This window comes from Caballeronia hypogeia (genome assembly GCF_001544875.2).
In the GTDB taxonomy this organism is placed as follows: domain Bacteria; phylum Pseudomonadota; class Gammaproteobacteria; order Burkholderiales; family Burkholderiaceae; genus Caballeronia; species Caballeronia hypogeia.
The window spans coordinates 164797-180055 of the sequence record NZ_FCOA02000004.1; the positions used below are offsets into that span (position 1 = coordinate 164797).

General features: G+C 64.4%; 15 protein-coding genes. 14 read left to right on the forward strand and 1 reads right to left on the reverse strand.

Annotated features, from left to right (window positions below; all coding sequences use genetic code 11):
* Positions 1–54: 54 nt before the first annotated feature.
* The 11 genes from AWB79_RS09475 (at position 55) to AWB79_RS09525 (ending at position 12564) form a co-directional block, all read left to right on the forward strand.
* Positions 55–2553 carry a glycogen/starch/alpha-glucan phosphorylase gene (locus tag AWB79_RS09475; RefSeq protein ID WP_061167150.1) on the forward strand — a complete coding sequence of 833 codons (2499 nt, stop codon included), beginning with the start codon at positions 55–57 and terminating at the stop codon, positions 2551–2553.
* A complete protein-coding gene (gene glgX / locus AWB79_RS09480) occupies positions 2540–4630 on the forward strand; it encodes a glycogen debranching protein GlgX (protein ID WP_061167151.1) in 2091 nt (696 codons plus the stop codon). Before AWB79_RS09475 ends, glgX begins: the two co-directional genes overlap by 14 nt.
* A gap of 98 nt (positions 4631–4728) precedes the next feature.
* Positions 4729–6318, forward strand: a complete 1590-nt coding sequence (locus tag AWB79_RS09485; RefSeq protein WP_061167152.1) for an aspartate:alanine exchanger family transporter — start codon at positions 4729–4731, stop codon at positions 6316–6318.
* 48 nt (positions 6319–6366) lie between these two features.
* On the forward strand, positions 6367–7362 hold the full coding sequence (locus AWB79_RS09490) for a 2-hydroxyacid dehydrogenase (RefSeq protein ID WP_061167153.1): 996 nt from the start codon (positions 6367–6369) through the stop codon (positions 7360–7362).
* A gap of 11 nt (positions 7363–7373) precedes the next feature.
* Complete coding sequence (locus tag AWB79_RS09495; RefSeq protein ID WP_061167154.1) at positions 7374–8054, forward strand: VIT1/CCC1 transporter family protein; 681 nt, start codon at positions 7374–7376, stop codon at positions 8052–8054.
* Between the two features lie 197 nt (positions 8055–8251).
* On the forward strand, positions 8252–9472 hold the full coding sequence (locus tag AWB79_RS09500; protein ID WP_061167155.1) for a DUF3300 domain-containing protein: 1221 nt from the start codon (positions 8252–8254) through the stop codon (positions 9470–9472).
* A 10-nt stretch (positions 9473–9482) separates the two neighbouring features.
* Positions 9483–10397, forward strand: a complete 915-nt coding sequence (locus tag AWB79_RS09505; RefSeq protein ID WP_061167353.1) for a DUF2950 domain-containing protein — start codon at positions 9483–9485, stop codon at positions 10395–10397.
* Positions 10398–10479: 82 nt separating this feature from the next.
* Positions 10480–10947, forward strand: coding sequence for a glycine zipper domain-containing protein (locus AWB79_RS09510; RefSeq protein WP_061167156.1), 468 nt, complete (start codon positions 10480–10482; stop codon positions 10945–10947).
* A 76-nt stretch (positions 10948–11023) separates the two neighbouring features.
* A complete protein-coding gene (locus AWB79_RS09515; protein ID WP_061167157.1) occupies positions 11024–11608 on the forward strand; it encodes a hypothetical protein in 585 nt (194 codons plus the stop codon).
* Between the two features lie 63 nt (positions 11609–11671).
* The gene (locus AWB79_RS09520) at positions 11672–12169 is read left to right on the forward strand and encodes a hypothetical protein (protein WP_061167354.1); all 498 of its coding nucleotides are present in this window, start codon (positions 11672–11674) and stop codon (positions 12167–12169) included.
* 11 nt (positions 12170–12180) lie between these two features.
* Positions 12181–12564, forward strand: a complete 384-nt coding sequence (locus tag AWB79_RS09525) for an RT0821/Lpp0805 family surface protein (protein WP_061167158.1) — start codon at positions 12181–12183, stop codon at positions 12562–12564.
* A gap of 14 nt (positions 12565–12578) precedes the next feature.
* On the opposite strand, the gene AWB79_RS09530 is transcribed toward AWB79_RS09525, so the two are convergent.
* The gene (locus tag AWB79_RS09530) at positions 12579–13517 is read right to left on the reverse strand and encodes a hypothetical protein (protein ID WP_096031522.1); all 939 of its coding nucleotides are present in this window, start codon (positions 13515–13517) and stop codon (positions 12579–12581) included.
* 284 nt (positions 13518–13801) lie between these two features.
* Between AWB79_RS09530 and AWB79_RS09535 the strand changes: the two genes are divergently transcribed.
* From AWB79_RS09535 to ppk2, 3 genes are all read left to right on the forward strand, one after another.
* Positions 13802–14014, forward strand: coding sequence for a DUF2964 family protein (locus tag AWB79_RS09535; protein ID WP_061167355.1), 213 nt, complete (start codon positions 13802–13804; stop codon positions 14012–14014).
* 54 nt (positions 14015–14068) lie between these two features.
* Positions 14069–14326, forward strand: coding sequence for an RNA recognition motif domain-containing protein (locus tag AWB79_RS09540; RefSeq protein WP_061167160.1), 258 nt, complete (start codon positions 14069–14071; stop codon positions 14324–14326).
* 99 nt (positions 14327–14425) lie between these two features.
* Complete coding sequence (gene ppk2 / locus AWB79_RS09545) at positions 14426–15259, forward strand: polyphosphate kinase 2 (protein WP_061167161.1); 834 nt, start codon at positions 14426–14428, stop codon at positions 15257–15259.

The following is a 15259-nucleotide window of genomic DNA, read 5'->3' on the forward strand; positions in this document are numbered from 1 at the left end:
TATGCCTAACATATGCTTGCTCAGAGTGATCAAGCACAACGCGAGGGCACGACCATGAGCGAAGTCCCTGCAGCCGAAGCCGCCGCCAACGCGAAGGCCGCATTGGCCGACGTGCACGGCTACGCGTTCCAGCATGACGTCGTGCGGAATCTGATCTGCCGGCAGGCGCGCTATCCCGACGTCGCCGATGCCCACGACTGGTACATGGCGCTCGCCTACAGCGTGCGCGATCGCATGCTCGCGCGCTGGGTCGCATCGATGCAGACCTATACCGCGCAGGACGTGAAGGTCGCCTGCTATCTTTCCGCCGAGTTTCTGATCGGACCGCAGCTCGGCAATAACCTCCTCAATCTGGGCATGGAAGCCGAGGCGCGCGAAGCAATGCACGCGCTCGGCCAGGATCTCGACGTGCTGCTCGCCATAGAGGAGGAGCCCGGGCTCGGCAACGGCGGACTGGGGCGGCTCGCCGCGTGCTATCTGGATTCGCTCGCGCGGCTGGAGATTCCCGCCATCGGCTATGGCATCCGTTACGAGTTCGGCATCTTCGATCAGGAAGTCTGCGACGGCTGGCAGATCGAACGCACCGACAAGTGGCTGCAACGAGGCAATCCGTGGGAGATCGTGCGTCCGGAGCTGAGTCATTACGTCGGCTTCGGCGGCTACACGCGCAGCGAAACGGACGAGCAGGGCCGCCTGCGCGTGCACTGGACGCCGACACGTCAGGTCAAGGGCGTCGCCTGCGACATGCCGATGCAAGGCTACGACGTCGATACCTGCAACATCCTGCGCCTGTGGAAGAGCGAAGCGGTCGAATCGTTCGACTTTCAGGACTTCAACGCGGGTGCGTATTACGAAGCTGTCGAGGAGAAGGTGATCTCCGAAACGCTTTCGAAAGTCCTCTATCCGAACGACGAGCCCGAGGCGGGCAAACGGCTGCGTCTCGCGCAGCAGTACTTCTTCGTGTCGTGCTCGCTGCAGGACCTGCTGCGCCTGTTCGACCTCAAGGCCACGCCGATCGAGCGCCTCCCGGAGCGTTTCGCCGCGCAGCTCAACGACACGCATCCGTCGGTCGCGGTGGCGGAGCTGATGCGCCTGCTCGTCGACGAACGTCTGCTGCCGTGGGACACCGCGTGGGATCTCACGCGCCGCACGCTGGCTTACACCAATCACACGCTGCTGCCCGAGGCGCTAGAAACCTGGGGCTTGCCGCTGTTTCAGAGCCTGCTGCCGCGCCACCTCGAAATCATCTATGAAATCAACCGGCGCTTTCTCGATGACGTGCGCCGCGCTTATCCGGGCGACGAAGCGCGCGTGACGCGCATGTCGCTGATCGATGAAACCGGCGACCGCAAGGTGCGCATGGCGCATCTCGCGACCGTCGGCACGCATGCGGTGAATGGCGTCGCCGCGCTGCATTCGGAACTGCTCAAGCAGACCGTGCTGCACGATTTCGCGGAGATGTTTCCGGAACGCTTCCTCAACGTGACGAACGGCGTCACGCCGCGCCGCTTTCTGATGCTGAGCAATCCGGGGCTCGCGCGCCTGCTGCATGAAACCATCGGCGACGGCTGGGCCACCGACCTCGCGCGCCTCGACGCGCTCGCCGCCCACGCCGACGACCCGGCGTTCCACGACGCCTGGCGCAAGATCCGGCGCGACAACAAGACGGCGCTCGCGGCGCGAATCGAGCACGCGACGGGCATCGTGGTCGATCCCGACGCGCTCTTCGATATCCAGGTCAAGCGCATTCACGAGTACAAGCGCCAGCATCTGAACGCGCTGTACATCATCAGCCTGTATCGCCGTCTGTGCCGCAATCCCGATCTCGACACCGCGCCGCGCTGCTTCATCTTCGGCGGCAAGGCCGCGCCCGGCTACGCGATGGCGAAACTCATGATCCGCCTGATCACGGGCATCGCGGAAGTGGTGAACAACGACGCGACGATCAAGGGCCGCCTGAAGGTCGTGTTCTATCCGGACTTCAACGTGAAGAACGGCCACTGGGTCTATCCGGCCGCCGATCTCTCCGAGCAGATTTCGACGGCGGGCAAGGAAGCGTCCGGCACCGGGAACATGAAGTTCATGATGAACGGCGCGCTGACCATCGGCACGCTGGACGGCGCGAACGTCGAGATTCGCGAGGAAGCGGGCGCCGAGAATTTCTTCCTGTTCGGCCTCACCGCGCAGCAGGTCGAAGAGACGAAGCGCGAGGGCTATCATCCGGCGCGCTATGTACGGGACAACGACGAGTTGCGCGACGCATTGTCGCTGATCTCGCAAGGTCACTTCTCGCGCGGCGACCGCGAGATGTTCAGGCCTTTGCTCGACAATCTCACGCATTCCGACCCGTTCCTCGTGCTCGCCGATTTCGCCGATTACGTCGCGTGTCAGGAGCGCGTAAGCGAGGCGTGGCGCGACGCGCGGCAATGGACGCGCATGTCGGTCATGAACACGGCGCGTTCGGGCAAGTTCTCGTCGGATCGCGCGATTCACGAGTATTGCGAGCGCATCTGGAATACGCATCGCGTGAGGATCGACCTTGCTCAGCCCTGAACCGGTCGCGCACGAGACGTACCGGACGCAGCCCGGCTCGCGCTATCCGCTCGGCGCGACGGTGGTTGCGGGCGGCGTGAACTTCTGCGTGTTCTGCCGGCATGCGACGCGCGTCGAGTTGCTGCTCTATGCATCCGATGAAAGCGCCGAGCCGTTCCAGGTCGTCGCGCTCGACGGCGACGCGCATCGCACGTTCTACTTCTGGCACGTGCTGGTCGAGGCGTTGCCGCCGGGCTGCCGTTACACGTGGCGCGCCTATGGCGCGCATGGCGTGCCGCAAATGGACGACGAAGCCGCGAGCCGCAAGGAGCTGCTCGATCCGCGCGCGCGCGCGGTCAGCGACCGGTTGTATCGGCGCCAGCAGGCGGCGGACGCCAGCGGAGACGGGCGCGCGTCGCTGCGGGCGATCGTCGCCGCGCCGCTCGACGCGCCGGATTACGTCGATGTCCGCACGCTCGACGACGCGATCATCTACGAGCTGCATGTCGGCGGCTTCACGCGGCATGCGTCGAGCGGGGTGCGGCATCCGGGCACGTTCGCCGGTCTCATCGAAAAGATTCCGTATCTGAAGGCGCTCGGCGTCACGCACGTCGAGCTGCTCCCCGTGATGGCCTTCGACGAGCAGGACATTCCGGCCACCGCCGCCGCGCGCGGGCTCCGCAACTACTGGGGTTACAGCACGCACAGCTTTCACAGCCCGCATCCGCGCTATTGCATCGAGCCGGCGCGCGCGCCGCAGGAGTTCCGCGCATTCGTCGACGCCCTGCACTCGGCGGGCATTCGCGTGCTGCTGGATGTCGTGTTCAATCACACGTCGGAAGCGGGAAAGAACGGACCCGTGATCCATTTCAAGGTGCTCGCCAACGACGACTTCTATCTCGTCGACCGCAACGATGCGCGCTATTACCGCGACTACACCGGCTGCGGCAATACGGTGAACTGCAATCATCCGCTCGTATCCGCGTTCATCATGCATGCGCTCGAATACTGGGTTCAGGAACTAGGCGTCGATGGCTTTCGCTTCGACCTCGCAAGCGTTTTCGCGCGGGGCGCGCAAGGCGAGCTGCTCGCCATGCCGCCGCTTCCGTGGACGATGGAGGCGTCGCCGGTGCTCGCGCGCGTGCCGCTGATCGCGGAGGCGTGGGACGCGGGCGGGCTGTATCACGTCGGTGCGTTTCCGGGCATGGCGTGGGCCGAATGGAACGGCCGCTATCGCGACGTGATCAGGCGCTTCGTGCGTGGCGATCCGGGCATGATCGGGCAGGTCTGCACGTGCGTCGCGGGCAGCGCCGATCTCTATCAGGACGATGGCCGGCTGCCCGCCAACAGCATCAACTTCGTCACGTGTCACGACGGCTTCACGCTGCTCGACCTCGTCAGCCACGACAGGAAGCACAACGAGGCGAACGGCGAAGAGAACCGCGACGGCAGCAACGACAACCTGTCGTGGAATTGCGGCGCGGAAGGCGAGACCGACGATCCCGTGGTCATCGGCTTGCGGCTTCGGCAGGCGCGCAATCTGATGGCGCTTCTGCTGCTGAGCCAGGGCGTGCCGATGCTGCTCGCCGGCGATGAAATACTGCACACCCAGCGCGGCAACAACAACGCGTTTTGCCAGGACAACGCGCTTTCCTGGCTCGACTGGAAATTGTCCGACGACGCGCGGGACATGCTGCGCTTCGTGCGCGAGCTGATCGCGTTGCGCCGCCGCCACGCGAGCCTGCGCCGCCGCCGCTTTCTCACCGGGCGCCCCGCCGAGGGCCAGACGCGCCCCGACGTGGCGTGGCACGGCGAGCGTCTCGGCGAGCCCGCCTGGCACGACCCGCATGCGCGCTTCGTCGCGTTCACGCTCGCGGGACTGACGCCCGACGAGGCGCTCCTGCATATCGTCTTCAATATGAACGACGAGGCGCGCGATGCCGCGCTTCCGGTGCTCGACAACGCAAGCTGGCGACGTATCGTCGACACGGCGGCCGTTGCACCGCAGGACATTGTGACGGATACCGAAACAGCCCCGCCCGAACGCGGCGCGTGCCGCATCGAGGCGCGCAGCGTCGTCGTGCTCGAATCGCGCTGAATATACGCACGACGGTGCTGGACTGAGCGACGCAAAGCGCCTATTAATGATCGTGTACTGCCGGGTGCTCCGACCATCGACCATCGCCAGGAGGCGGCATGGATGCAGTCAGGACCTTCCTCGAAAACCAGTCGCTGTTCGCGCTGTTTCTGACCATCGCGCTGGGTTATCTGATCGGTGAAATCAACATCAAGGGCGTGGCGCTGGGCTCCGGCGCGGTGCTGTTCGTCGGTCTCGCCGTCGGCGCCTTCGCGCCGAAGTCCACGCCGCCCGCCTTGCTGGGCACGCTCGGACTGCTGCTGTTTCTGTATGGCATCGGCATTCAGTACGGCGCGCAATTCTTCAAGGGGCTGACGAGCCGCGAAGGTCTCAAGGCCAATGTCGCCGCCTGTATCGGCGTGATCGTCTCCGGTCTCGTCTCCTGCGCCTTCATTTCTTTCGGCATCAAGCTCGCCGATTCGCTGGGCATGTTCGCGGGCAGCGGCACCAGCACGGCGAGCCTGCAGGTGGCGATCGCGTCGATGAAGAGCAACGACGCCGCGGTGGCCTACAGCATCTCGTATCCGTTCGGCGTGGCCGGGCCGATATTGTTCATCTATCTGCTGAACGTCCTGCTGAAGGTCAAGATTCAGAAGCCGCCCGCGAAGCTGCTGGAGACGGCGGAGATCGCGCTGCGCAACGCGAGCCTTTTCGGGCTCACGATGGCCGAGCTCGCGAGCCGTCTGCCTGCCGGTGTCTCAATCGCGGCGGTGCGCCGCGCGCATCACAATCAGCTTCCAACGGCCGATTTCAAACTCCGTGCCGACGACGTGCTGCTCGCCACCGCCACCGATCGCCGTGTCCTCGACGAAGCCACCGCGCTGTGCGGCGAACTGCAGCCGGGACGCATGGCGAGCCATCGCGAGGATCTCGATTACATGCGCGTGTTTGCGTCGAATCCGGCGGTGGTCGGCATGGCGCTCGGCGATATCCGTTTTCCCGATGGCGTGAACTGCGCAATCGCGCACGTGCGCCGTGGCGACGCCGACATGCTCTCGACGCCCGATCTGGTCCTCGAAGCGGGCGACCGCGTGGGCCTCCTGGTCAATCGCGCGCATCAGGCGACCATGCGCACCTTCTTCGGCGATTCGATCAAGGGCACGGCGGATCTCAGCTTCATCTGCCTCGGAATAGGCGCGGCGCTGGGCCTGCTGGTCGGCGCGATTCCGCTGCCGGTGCCGGGTCTCGGCGCGTTCAGCCTGGGCCTGGCCGCCTTGCTGCTGGTGGCGCTGTGTCTCGGCCGTGCGCGGCGCAACGGGCCATTCGTGTGGGTCATGCCGCTCTCGGCGAATCTCGTGCTGCGCAATCTCGGCCTCACCATTTTTCTCGCGCAGGTGGGCATTTCGTGCGGACCGAAGTTCGTCGCGACGGTCGGCTCGGCGGGGCCGGCGCTGCTGCTCTACGGCGTCGTCACGCTGCTGGTTCTGGTGAGCGTCACGGCCGTGTGCTGCCTGTGGATCTTCAGGCTGCCTTTCGATACATCGGTGGGCGTGATCTGCGGCGCGACCGGCAATCCGGCGATACTCGCGTTCGCCAATCGCATCGCGCCGACCGATCAGCCCGACATCATGTACGCGATGATTTTCCCGTCGATGACCATCGTCAAAGTGCTTTTCGTGCAGATCGCCATATCGATCGCGGCGGGTTAGCATTGCCCGCCGCGAACCTACGGACAAGTTGAAGAGGAGAGGCACATCATGGAAGTGGCGATTTTCAGCTCGACGCCTTACGAACGCCGGTATCTCGACGAAGCGAACAAGGCCGCGAATCACAAGCTCAAATACTTCGACCTGCCGCTCGACATGGACACGGCCGAACTCGCTCACGGCTACGGCGCGGTCTGCGTGTTTGTCAATGACAAGGGCAATGCGCAGGTGCTGGAGGAACTGCACAAGCGCGGCACGCGTCTGATCGCGTTGCGTTGCACGGGCTTCAACAACGTGGATCTCGAAGCCGCCGCGAAGCTCGGCATCAAGGTCGTGCGCGTGGTGAACTATTCGCCGAACTCCGTGGCGGAGCATGCGGTAGCGCTGCTGCTCGCGATCAACCGCAAGGTGCATCGCGCCTACAACCGCACGCGCGACGGCAACTTCTCGCTCGATGGCCTCGTCGGCTTCGACCTGTGCGGCAAGACGGTCGCGGTGGTCGGCACCGGCAAGATCGGCTGCGTCTTCGCGAAGATCATGCAGGGATTCGGCTGTCAGGTGATCGGCTTCGATCCTTACCCTTCGAAACAATTCGAGGCGCTGGGCCTGCAATACGCGAAGTCCGGCGAAATTGGCGAGAAAGCGGACATCATCGCGCTGTTCTGTCCGCTCACGCCGCAGACGCATCACATCATCAATGCACAGACGCTCAAGCGCGCGAAGCCGGGCGCGTTGCTCATCAACACGAGCCGCGGCGGGCTGATCGATACGGAAGCCGTCATCGAGGCATTGAAGAGCGGCCTGCTGGGCGGACTCGCCATCGACGTCTATGAACAGGAAGCGGATCTGTTCTTCCGCGATCTTTCGAGCGAGATCATCACCGACGATGTCTTTCAGCGGCTCGTCTCGTTCCCCAACGTCATAGTGACGGGGCATCAGGCGTATCTGACGCACGAAGCGCTGACGACGATCTGCGAGACGACGCTCGAAAGCATCACCGCTTTCGAGAAGAACCAGCCGCTGGAAAACGAGGTGAAGGCTGCCTAGGCGGCGAGCTCATGCATGCGGACACCAGCTCGCAAAATGAAGGCGATCGCGCGCGCGAGCCCGTGCTCGATACCGTCGATCGCGTGTCCGAGTTGTGCTTCGGCCTGTTCATGGCGCTGACCTTCGTCGGCACCGTATCCGCCGCGACGAGCGGCGAGGACGCCGGCCGCAAGATGCTGTACACGGCGCTCGGCTGCAATCTCGCGTGGGGTCTCGCCGACGCCGTCATGTATCTCGTGCGCACCATCACGAACCGGGCGCGCCGGCATACGCTCGCGCTCGCGATCCGGCAGGAGCTCGACCCGGCGCAAGGCTTGCGCGCGCTGCGCAATAGAGTGCCTGCATCGCTCGACTGGTTCTTCACCGACGCCGATCTCGAATCGATCCGCGCGCGCATCGCGCGGCACGAACGCGCGCCCGAAAAGGCACGCTTCGAGCGCGACGACTTTCTCGCCGCGCTGGGCATTTTCGTCATCATCGTGCTGTCCACCTTTCCGGTCGCCGCGCCGTTCGTGATCTTCAGTCACCTGCCCACGGCATTGCTGGTCTCGCGTGTCCTGACACTCGTGATGCTGTTCTTCTGCGGCTACGCGCTGGGCGGTTATGCGGGCTGGAGCGGCTGGAAAGCGGGACTTTCGATGACGGCGACCGGCGTGCTGCTGACCATGGCGATCATCGCATTAGGCGGGTAGTTAATAGCGATGCAGGCGGTCGCGACTTCTTGTATTCGACATGACGTTCGGATATCTTGAGATTGCAAAACATCAGGCGCCGTTCAACATGCGGCGCGCATCGGGCTATAAACGGCAATACCAAACTAGAAATGCGCTGCTCTGTTCACGCGTTCTCACCAGACGCGCGATAAGGCCAACCTCGTTGGACCACGACGATGCGTAACCTGATCAGCCTGATTATCGTGGCGTCCGCGCTCGCGTGCGGCGCAAATGCCTTTGCTCAGGCGCCGGCGGCCAGCGGCCCCGAAACCGTGTCGATGAACCCGGCGGACCTCGACAAGCTCGTCGGACCGATCGCGCTTTACCCCGACGATCTCATCGCGATCATTCTTCCGGCTTCCACTTATCCAATCGAGATCGTGCAGGCCGACCGCTTTCTCGAGCGCCGCAAAACCGACAAGGATCTGCCCGTGAACGAGTCCTGGCAAGACCCGGTGAAGGCGCTCCTGAATTACCCCGAGGTCGTGAGGAAGATGAGCAGCGAGCTCGACTGGACCGTCGCGCTCGGCGAAGCGGTGGTCGCGGATCAGAGCGCCGTGTTGCAGGCCGTGCAGCGCTTCCGGCGTCAGACGCAGTCGGTCGGCAATCTCAAGACCGACGACAAGCAGACGGTGGTCGTCGAGAAGGAGGTCATCAAGATCGTGCCGTCGAATCCGGAAGTCATCTACGTGCCGCAGTACAACCCGCAGACGGTCGTCGTGCAGAGCGCGGTGCCGGTCTATACCTATGCGCCCGCGCCTTATCCGGCTTACTACTATCCCTATGCGCCCGGCGCGGCTTTCGCGACGGGTCTCATCTGGGGCGCGGCGATCACGGCGGCCTGGCACGGCGGGCACTACGAAACCAACTACAACGGCGGCAACAACACGATCAACATCAACCGCGAAGGCAACGTCAATCGCGCCGATGTCAAGAACGAACTGAGCAATCGCGCGGCGAATCGCGGCACGACCGGCAGCGAAACCGGCGCGCGGCAGTCGAGCACCTGGCGTTCGGAAAAGAAGCCTGGGCAGGTGTCGGGCGGCGGCACGCGGGCATCGACGCAGCGCGTGGGCGACGCCCCGCGAACCAGCACGCGCACGCCATCGGCTGCGCAGAACCCCGCGCGCGCACAGAACACGCAGCGCGAGCAGAACGCGGGCGGAAAGCAGAACACGCAACGCGCCCAGAACACGGGCAACTTCCAGGGACGCGGCGGCGATGCCTTCAGCGGCTACGGCTCGGCGCAAGGCGCGCGCGCCGACAGCTCGCGCGGCGCGGCGAGCCGCCAGTCGATGGGCGCTCAAGGCGGCCGCAACTTCCAGGGCGGTGGCGGCGGATTCTCCGGCGGAGGAGGCCGCGGATTCGGTGGCGGCGGCGGCCGCGGCCGTCGATAGGAGCGGCGTCATGAATACATCGACCCGTCTGCTGGTTCTGCTTGCGACGATCGCGATGCTGCTCGCGCCGTTGCGCATTCTCGCCGCCGATCAGCAGAAGACCTTCGCGACGCCAGAGGACGCGGTGAACGCGCTCGAACAGGCGCTCAAGTCCAACGACGACAGCGCGCTCGTCGCCATCTTCGGCAACGCGCACAAGGATCTCGTCGTGACGCCGGACGAAGCCGAGAACCGGAAGTTGCGCGCCGACGCGCTCGCCGAGTTCGAGATGTATCACCTGCTGGAGGAAACGTCGCCGGATCGGCGCATTCTGCGTATCGGCGACGAAGCGTGGCCCATGCCGATTCCGCTCGTGCGCGAGCACGGCGCATGGCGTTTCGCGACGGAAGAAGGCGAGCAGGAAGTGCTGGACCGGCGCATCGGCGCGAACGAGCGCGAAGCGATCAAGGTGCTGCGCGCGTATCTCGATGCGCAACGCGAATACGCGGTGCGCGACCGCATGGGCGACGGCGTGCTGCAATACGCACGCAAGCTCGGCAGCTCGCCCGGCAAGCACGACGGACTCTACTGGCCAGCCGACGAATCGAAGGACGAGGAGCCGAGTCCGTTCGGTCCGCTGATCGCCGCGAGCGCGAATTATTTCAAGGATCGCAATCCGGGTGACGCATATCATGGATATTACTTTCGTATCCTCACGAGGCAGGGAAAGCATGCTGCGGGCGGTGCTTTCAGCTATATCATCAATGGGCGCATGATCGCCGGCTTCGCATTGGCCGCGTATCCCGCGCAATACGGCGCGAGCGGCGTGATGACCTTTATTGTCAACAACAACGGTGTCGTGTATCAAAAGAATCGTGGTGCATCCGCGCCGCCGCTGACGGAATTCGACCCCGACGCATCCTGGACCCGCGTTCAGGAACCATGATCCCCGAGCGCGGGCGCGGATCTCGTGGAATCGACTGAATCTCGAATCGCTTGAACCTAGGGAACCGAGGCAAGGAGTCGCCATGAATGCAAAGAGATGCGCTATCGCTATCGCCATTGCCATCGTCGCGCTCGATGCGAGCGCGCAGAGCAAGCCGATTGCCTATCCATCGAAAGGACAGAGCGCGCAGCAGCAGCAGAAGGACGACGGCGCGTGCTATAGCTGGGCGAAGAGCAATACCGGCATCGATCCCGCCGTGGCGTCACAGGCGCCGCCGCAGCAGACCGGACCGGCCGTTGGCGGCGGCGAGCGCGTGGGCGGCGCGGCGCGCGGCGCGGCGGGCGGTGCGGTGATCGGCGCGATCACGGGCGACGCGGGCAAGGGCGCGGCGATCGGAGCGACCGCCGGAACCATGGCGGGCGGCGCGCGCGCGCGGCAGAACCGGCGCGAGCAGAACGCCAACGCGCAGGCGCAAAGCCAGGGCGCGATGTCCACGTACTACCGCGCGTGGGCGGCCTGCATGCAAGGGCGCGGCTACTCGATCCAGTAGCGTCGCGGCGCGCCGCAGCGTCGCGGCGCGCCGCAGCGGCGCGTCGTTTTCGACAAACAGACCCCAGGAGCGCAACATGAAGCGCGTGAGTCTCGTTGTCCTCTCGTGTCTCGCGATTTCCGCGAGCGCGGCATTTGCCCAGACCGCCGACGTGAGCGTCGAGCGCAACGCCAGCGGCGCCACCGTGCACGGCGTCGCGAAGGTCACCGCGACGGTCGTCGGCATAGATCCGGCGACCCGCACCGTCACGCTGAAAACGGCGGCGGGCAAGGTGATGGAGCTCGAAGTGACGAATGAGGCGCGCAACTTCGATCAGCTTGCGGTTGGCGATGTCGTGACGGCGCAGTATCGCGAGTCGCTGACGCTGAGCCTCATGGACAAGAAAACGCAGCCCCATCACTCGGAGAGCGACACGGCGCAGCGCGCGCCGAGCGGCGCCAAGCCGGGCGGCGAGCTCGGCCGCGAAGTGACGATCATCGCGGACGTGGTCGCCGTCGACCGGAACGCGAAGATCGTGACCTTGCGCGGGCCGCGGGGCGATATGGTCGACCTGCACGTGCAGGACCCCGAGCGCCTCAAGCGCGTGAAAAAGGGCGATCAGGTGAAGGCGGTCTACACGGAGGCGTTGGCGATATCCGTCGAGCCGGCCAAGACGAAATAGCCATCGGCAAGTCGCCAACCGGAAATGACCGCGAAAAAAGCGGTCAAACGCGGGGAGAAAACGATGAACAAGCGCTTCGGAATCGCGTGCGCCGCCGCGCTCGTGCTCGCTGCGTGCGCGCAGCCGGAACAACGCGTGCAACCCGGCATGGACCGGCAGGCGATCATCGCGACGCTCGGCCAGCCGAAGGAAACCTATGACCTGCCCAATGGCGGCAAGCGGCTCATGTGGCCGACGCAGCCAATGGGATCGACCACCACCGCTGTGGATCTCGATGCGTCGGGCAAGGTGGTCGATAGCCGTCAGGTGCTTCAGGACGCCGAGTTCTACAAGGCCGAGGTCAACAAGTGGACGCGCAACGACGTGATGGTCGCGTTCGGGCGTCCGTTCGAGACGGCGTATTTCAAGCGGATGGATCGTGAGGTGTGGTCGTATCGTTACATGGAGAACAACATCGACCACATGATCTTCAACTTCTATTTCGATCCGCAGGGCGTGCTCAGGCAGACGCAGAAGCAGCCCGACCCGAAATACGATCCGAGCCAGCGCAACGTACTTTGAAAGGTGCCGACATGAGCGCTTTGACGCGTGGAATTTCGCGCGGCGTGCCTGCCGCGCTGCTGTTGTCGTGCGCATGGGCGCAGGCGGCGAACCTGAACTTCCTGAAGGACACGCCGATCAGCTACATGCGGCCCGCCGACCGCCAGGCGCTCAATCGCGCCGCGCAGCAGGCGCTCGACACGAAGAAGGATGGCGAGACGCTCGAGTGGAGCAACGAAGGCACCGGCAATCCGGTTGCGATAAAAGGCACCGTGACGCCGCGCGACACCGTGAAGCACGAAAGCGAGACCTGCCGCAAGGTCACGCTCACCGCAGTCGCGAAAGGACAGACGCAGTCGTGGACGCCCACCGCGTGCAAGGCGGGCAGCGGCGAATGGCGCATCAAGAAGCAATAGCGAAGGCAGCGCGTTCAGAAGCTGACGGCCAGTCCGAATGACACGCCGTGCACGTTGTGGCCGAACACGTAGCGCACCATCGCGCGCGTGCGCGTGATGATGACCGGATAGCGGCTGCTGTCCAGTTCGAGGCCGACGCCCAGCGAGGTCAGATCGTTGAAGCCGAGCACGCCGGCGCTGTCGCCGAAATAGTGCGTGTAAGCGGTTTCGAGCACGTAGCGCACCGGCCTGTCGAGCGCGGCTAAGCCTGTGGGCGCACGCCAGCGCGCCCATAGGCTGAATTGCTGCGCGGCCGCCGATCCCTGCACCGCCGAGGACGAACTGCCGAAGCTGCGGATGTAGATGTCGGTGGCGCGCAGTTCGAGGTCGATCTCGTAATGCTCGCGGTAGTGCTCCAGATCGAGCATGAGCGAACCGCCCACGCCATAGGCATTGAGCGCGCCGTCATCGAGGAACTGGAGGTTCGTATCGGCGACGTGATTGAAAACCGTTTGCGCGATGCGCAGGTCGCTCGCGACGCGGCCGATCATGCCGTTGATGATCGGCCGAAGCTTCAGCTCATCGGTGATCGGAAAGTCCCAGCCGATGCCGATCGTCGTGCTCGCCGTGTTCCATTTGGCGGGAATGGCGCGTTCCTGATTGCCGTCGGTGGCGATGAAGGTCGGATCGTAGCGGCTGTAGGCGACCGTGCCTTCCAGATAGAGCGGAAACGATTTGCTGAGGGTGAAGCCGCCGCCGAGCTGGGTCTGTCCGAAGCCGGGGTTGCCGCTGGTGCCGTTGTTGATGGAAAGAGAACTGGTCGTGACGTCCGGCACCGCCGTGTACGACATGATCGCGAGCACGGCGTTGGCGTAGTTCTTTACGTTGGCGCCGACGACCGTGCGGTCCGGCGCGGTCTGCGCGTATGCATTGCCCGCGGCGCCGGCTGCGGAGAGCAGGAGAACGAACGCCATCGAGCTGCGCAAGCGGCTCGGAGTGATCGACGGGAGGATCGGCTTTCGCATGTCCGGAGCGAGTCTGAACGTTGAACGGCGGGTTGGTCGGTCGTTGCATACGTCATGTTCGGCCGCTCCGCCGCTTTCGATCGAACGGAGCCGTTGCCCGATCCACGGTGACACGCAGAGAATGTAGCGTACCAGGCGGCGCGCGCCAAGCCGAATGCATCGGATGTGTTCACATGGCGACGCCAGATTTCCTAAACTGGATTTATCTCGCGCATCGCGTTACGGAGACATCGATGAGACTGAACGAGCCTCGCATGGTGGTAGCCTCGATCGGCGTGTTCGTCTGGCTCGGCGGCCTGTATTTCACTATTCACGGTCTCCTGTATGACGTAAAGCCCGAATTCCGCTACGGCATGCTGGCGCTCGCCATCGGCATCGCGACCTTCGTGATCGCGCTCAATCCGCTCGCGCAGCGCCGCTCGAGAAAGCGCGACGGATCGGCCTGAAACGAGGCCCGCCGCGCCGCTGAATAACCGCACGACCAACTGGAGGACTACGCGATGGGTGATCTCTGGCTAGGCAATGTCGAAGCGTCGACGACCGACGACGAAATCAAGCAATTTCTCTGCAACTACGGCTTCCCTCCGTTCGATTCGATCCAGCGCGTGCCCGGCACCGGCGAGCATCCGGCCGCTGTCGTGAGCTTCGATTCGATCGAGCCGCACGTTCTGCGCACGTTCCAGCCGCGCGTCCACAACATGTTCTGGAAGAATCACACGCTCGTCGTGCAGGTGATGCCCGAGCGCAACGAAACCTGAGGGCGGGCTTCGCGCCAGGCAAATGTGCGGCGGCGAGCGTCGCGACGGCGGTCGCACGGCGGCCGCGCGGATCATATCGACAATCTTGAGGGGACCGCGATGAAACAGGACAAGGAAGCCAGCGAGCCGAGGCCCGCGCGCGAAGGCGCGGACGTGCATGAGCGTCTGACGCGCAAGCAGTACGACAAGGAGCTGGCGCGCCTGCATGTCGAGCTCGTGAAACTGCAGGAATGGGCGGTTCATACGGGCGCGAAGATCTGCGTCGTGTTCGAGGGGCGAGACGGCGCGGGCAAGGGCGGCACGATCAAGGCGATCACCGAGCGCGTGAGCCCGCGCATCTTTCGGGTGGTCGCACTGCCGGCGCCCACCGAGCGCGAAAAAACGCAGATGTACGTGCAGCGCTATCTGCCGCATCTCCCGGCGGCCGGCGAAATCACGCTGTTCGACCGTAGCTGGTACAACCGCGCGGGGGTCGAGCGGGTGATGGGTTTTTGCAGCGAAGAGCAGGCCAAGACCTTTCTGAAAGGCGTGCCGCTGGTCGAGCGCGCGATCATCGAATCCGGGGTGATCCTGCTCAAGTACTGGCTCGAAGTGGGGCAGGAAGAACAGACGCGGCGTCTGGAGGAACGCATCCACGACGAACGCAAGATCTGGAAGCTCTCGCCGATGGACCTGCGCTCGTACAGCCGCTGGTACGACTATTCGCGCGCCCGCGACGACATGTTCGAGGCCACCGACACCGATCACGCGCCGTGGCACGTCGTGCGCTCGGACGACAAGCGGCGCGCGCGTCTCAACCTGATCAGCCACCTGCTGAAGAGTATTCCCTATGAACCGGTGCCGCGCGAAAAGGTGAAGCTGCCGAAACGCCAGAAACCGGAAGGGTATCGCGAGAGCAATCGTCCGCTCCGGTACGTGCCGGAGCGTTTCTAG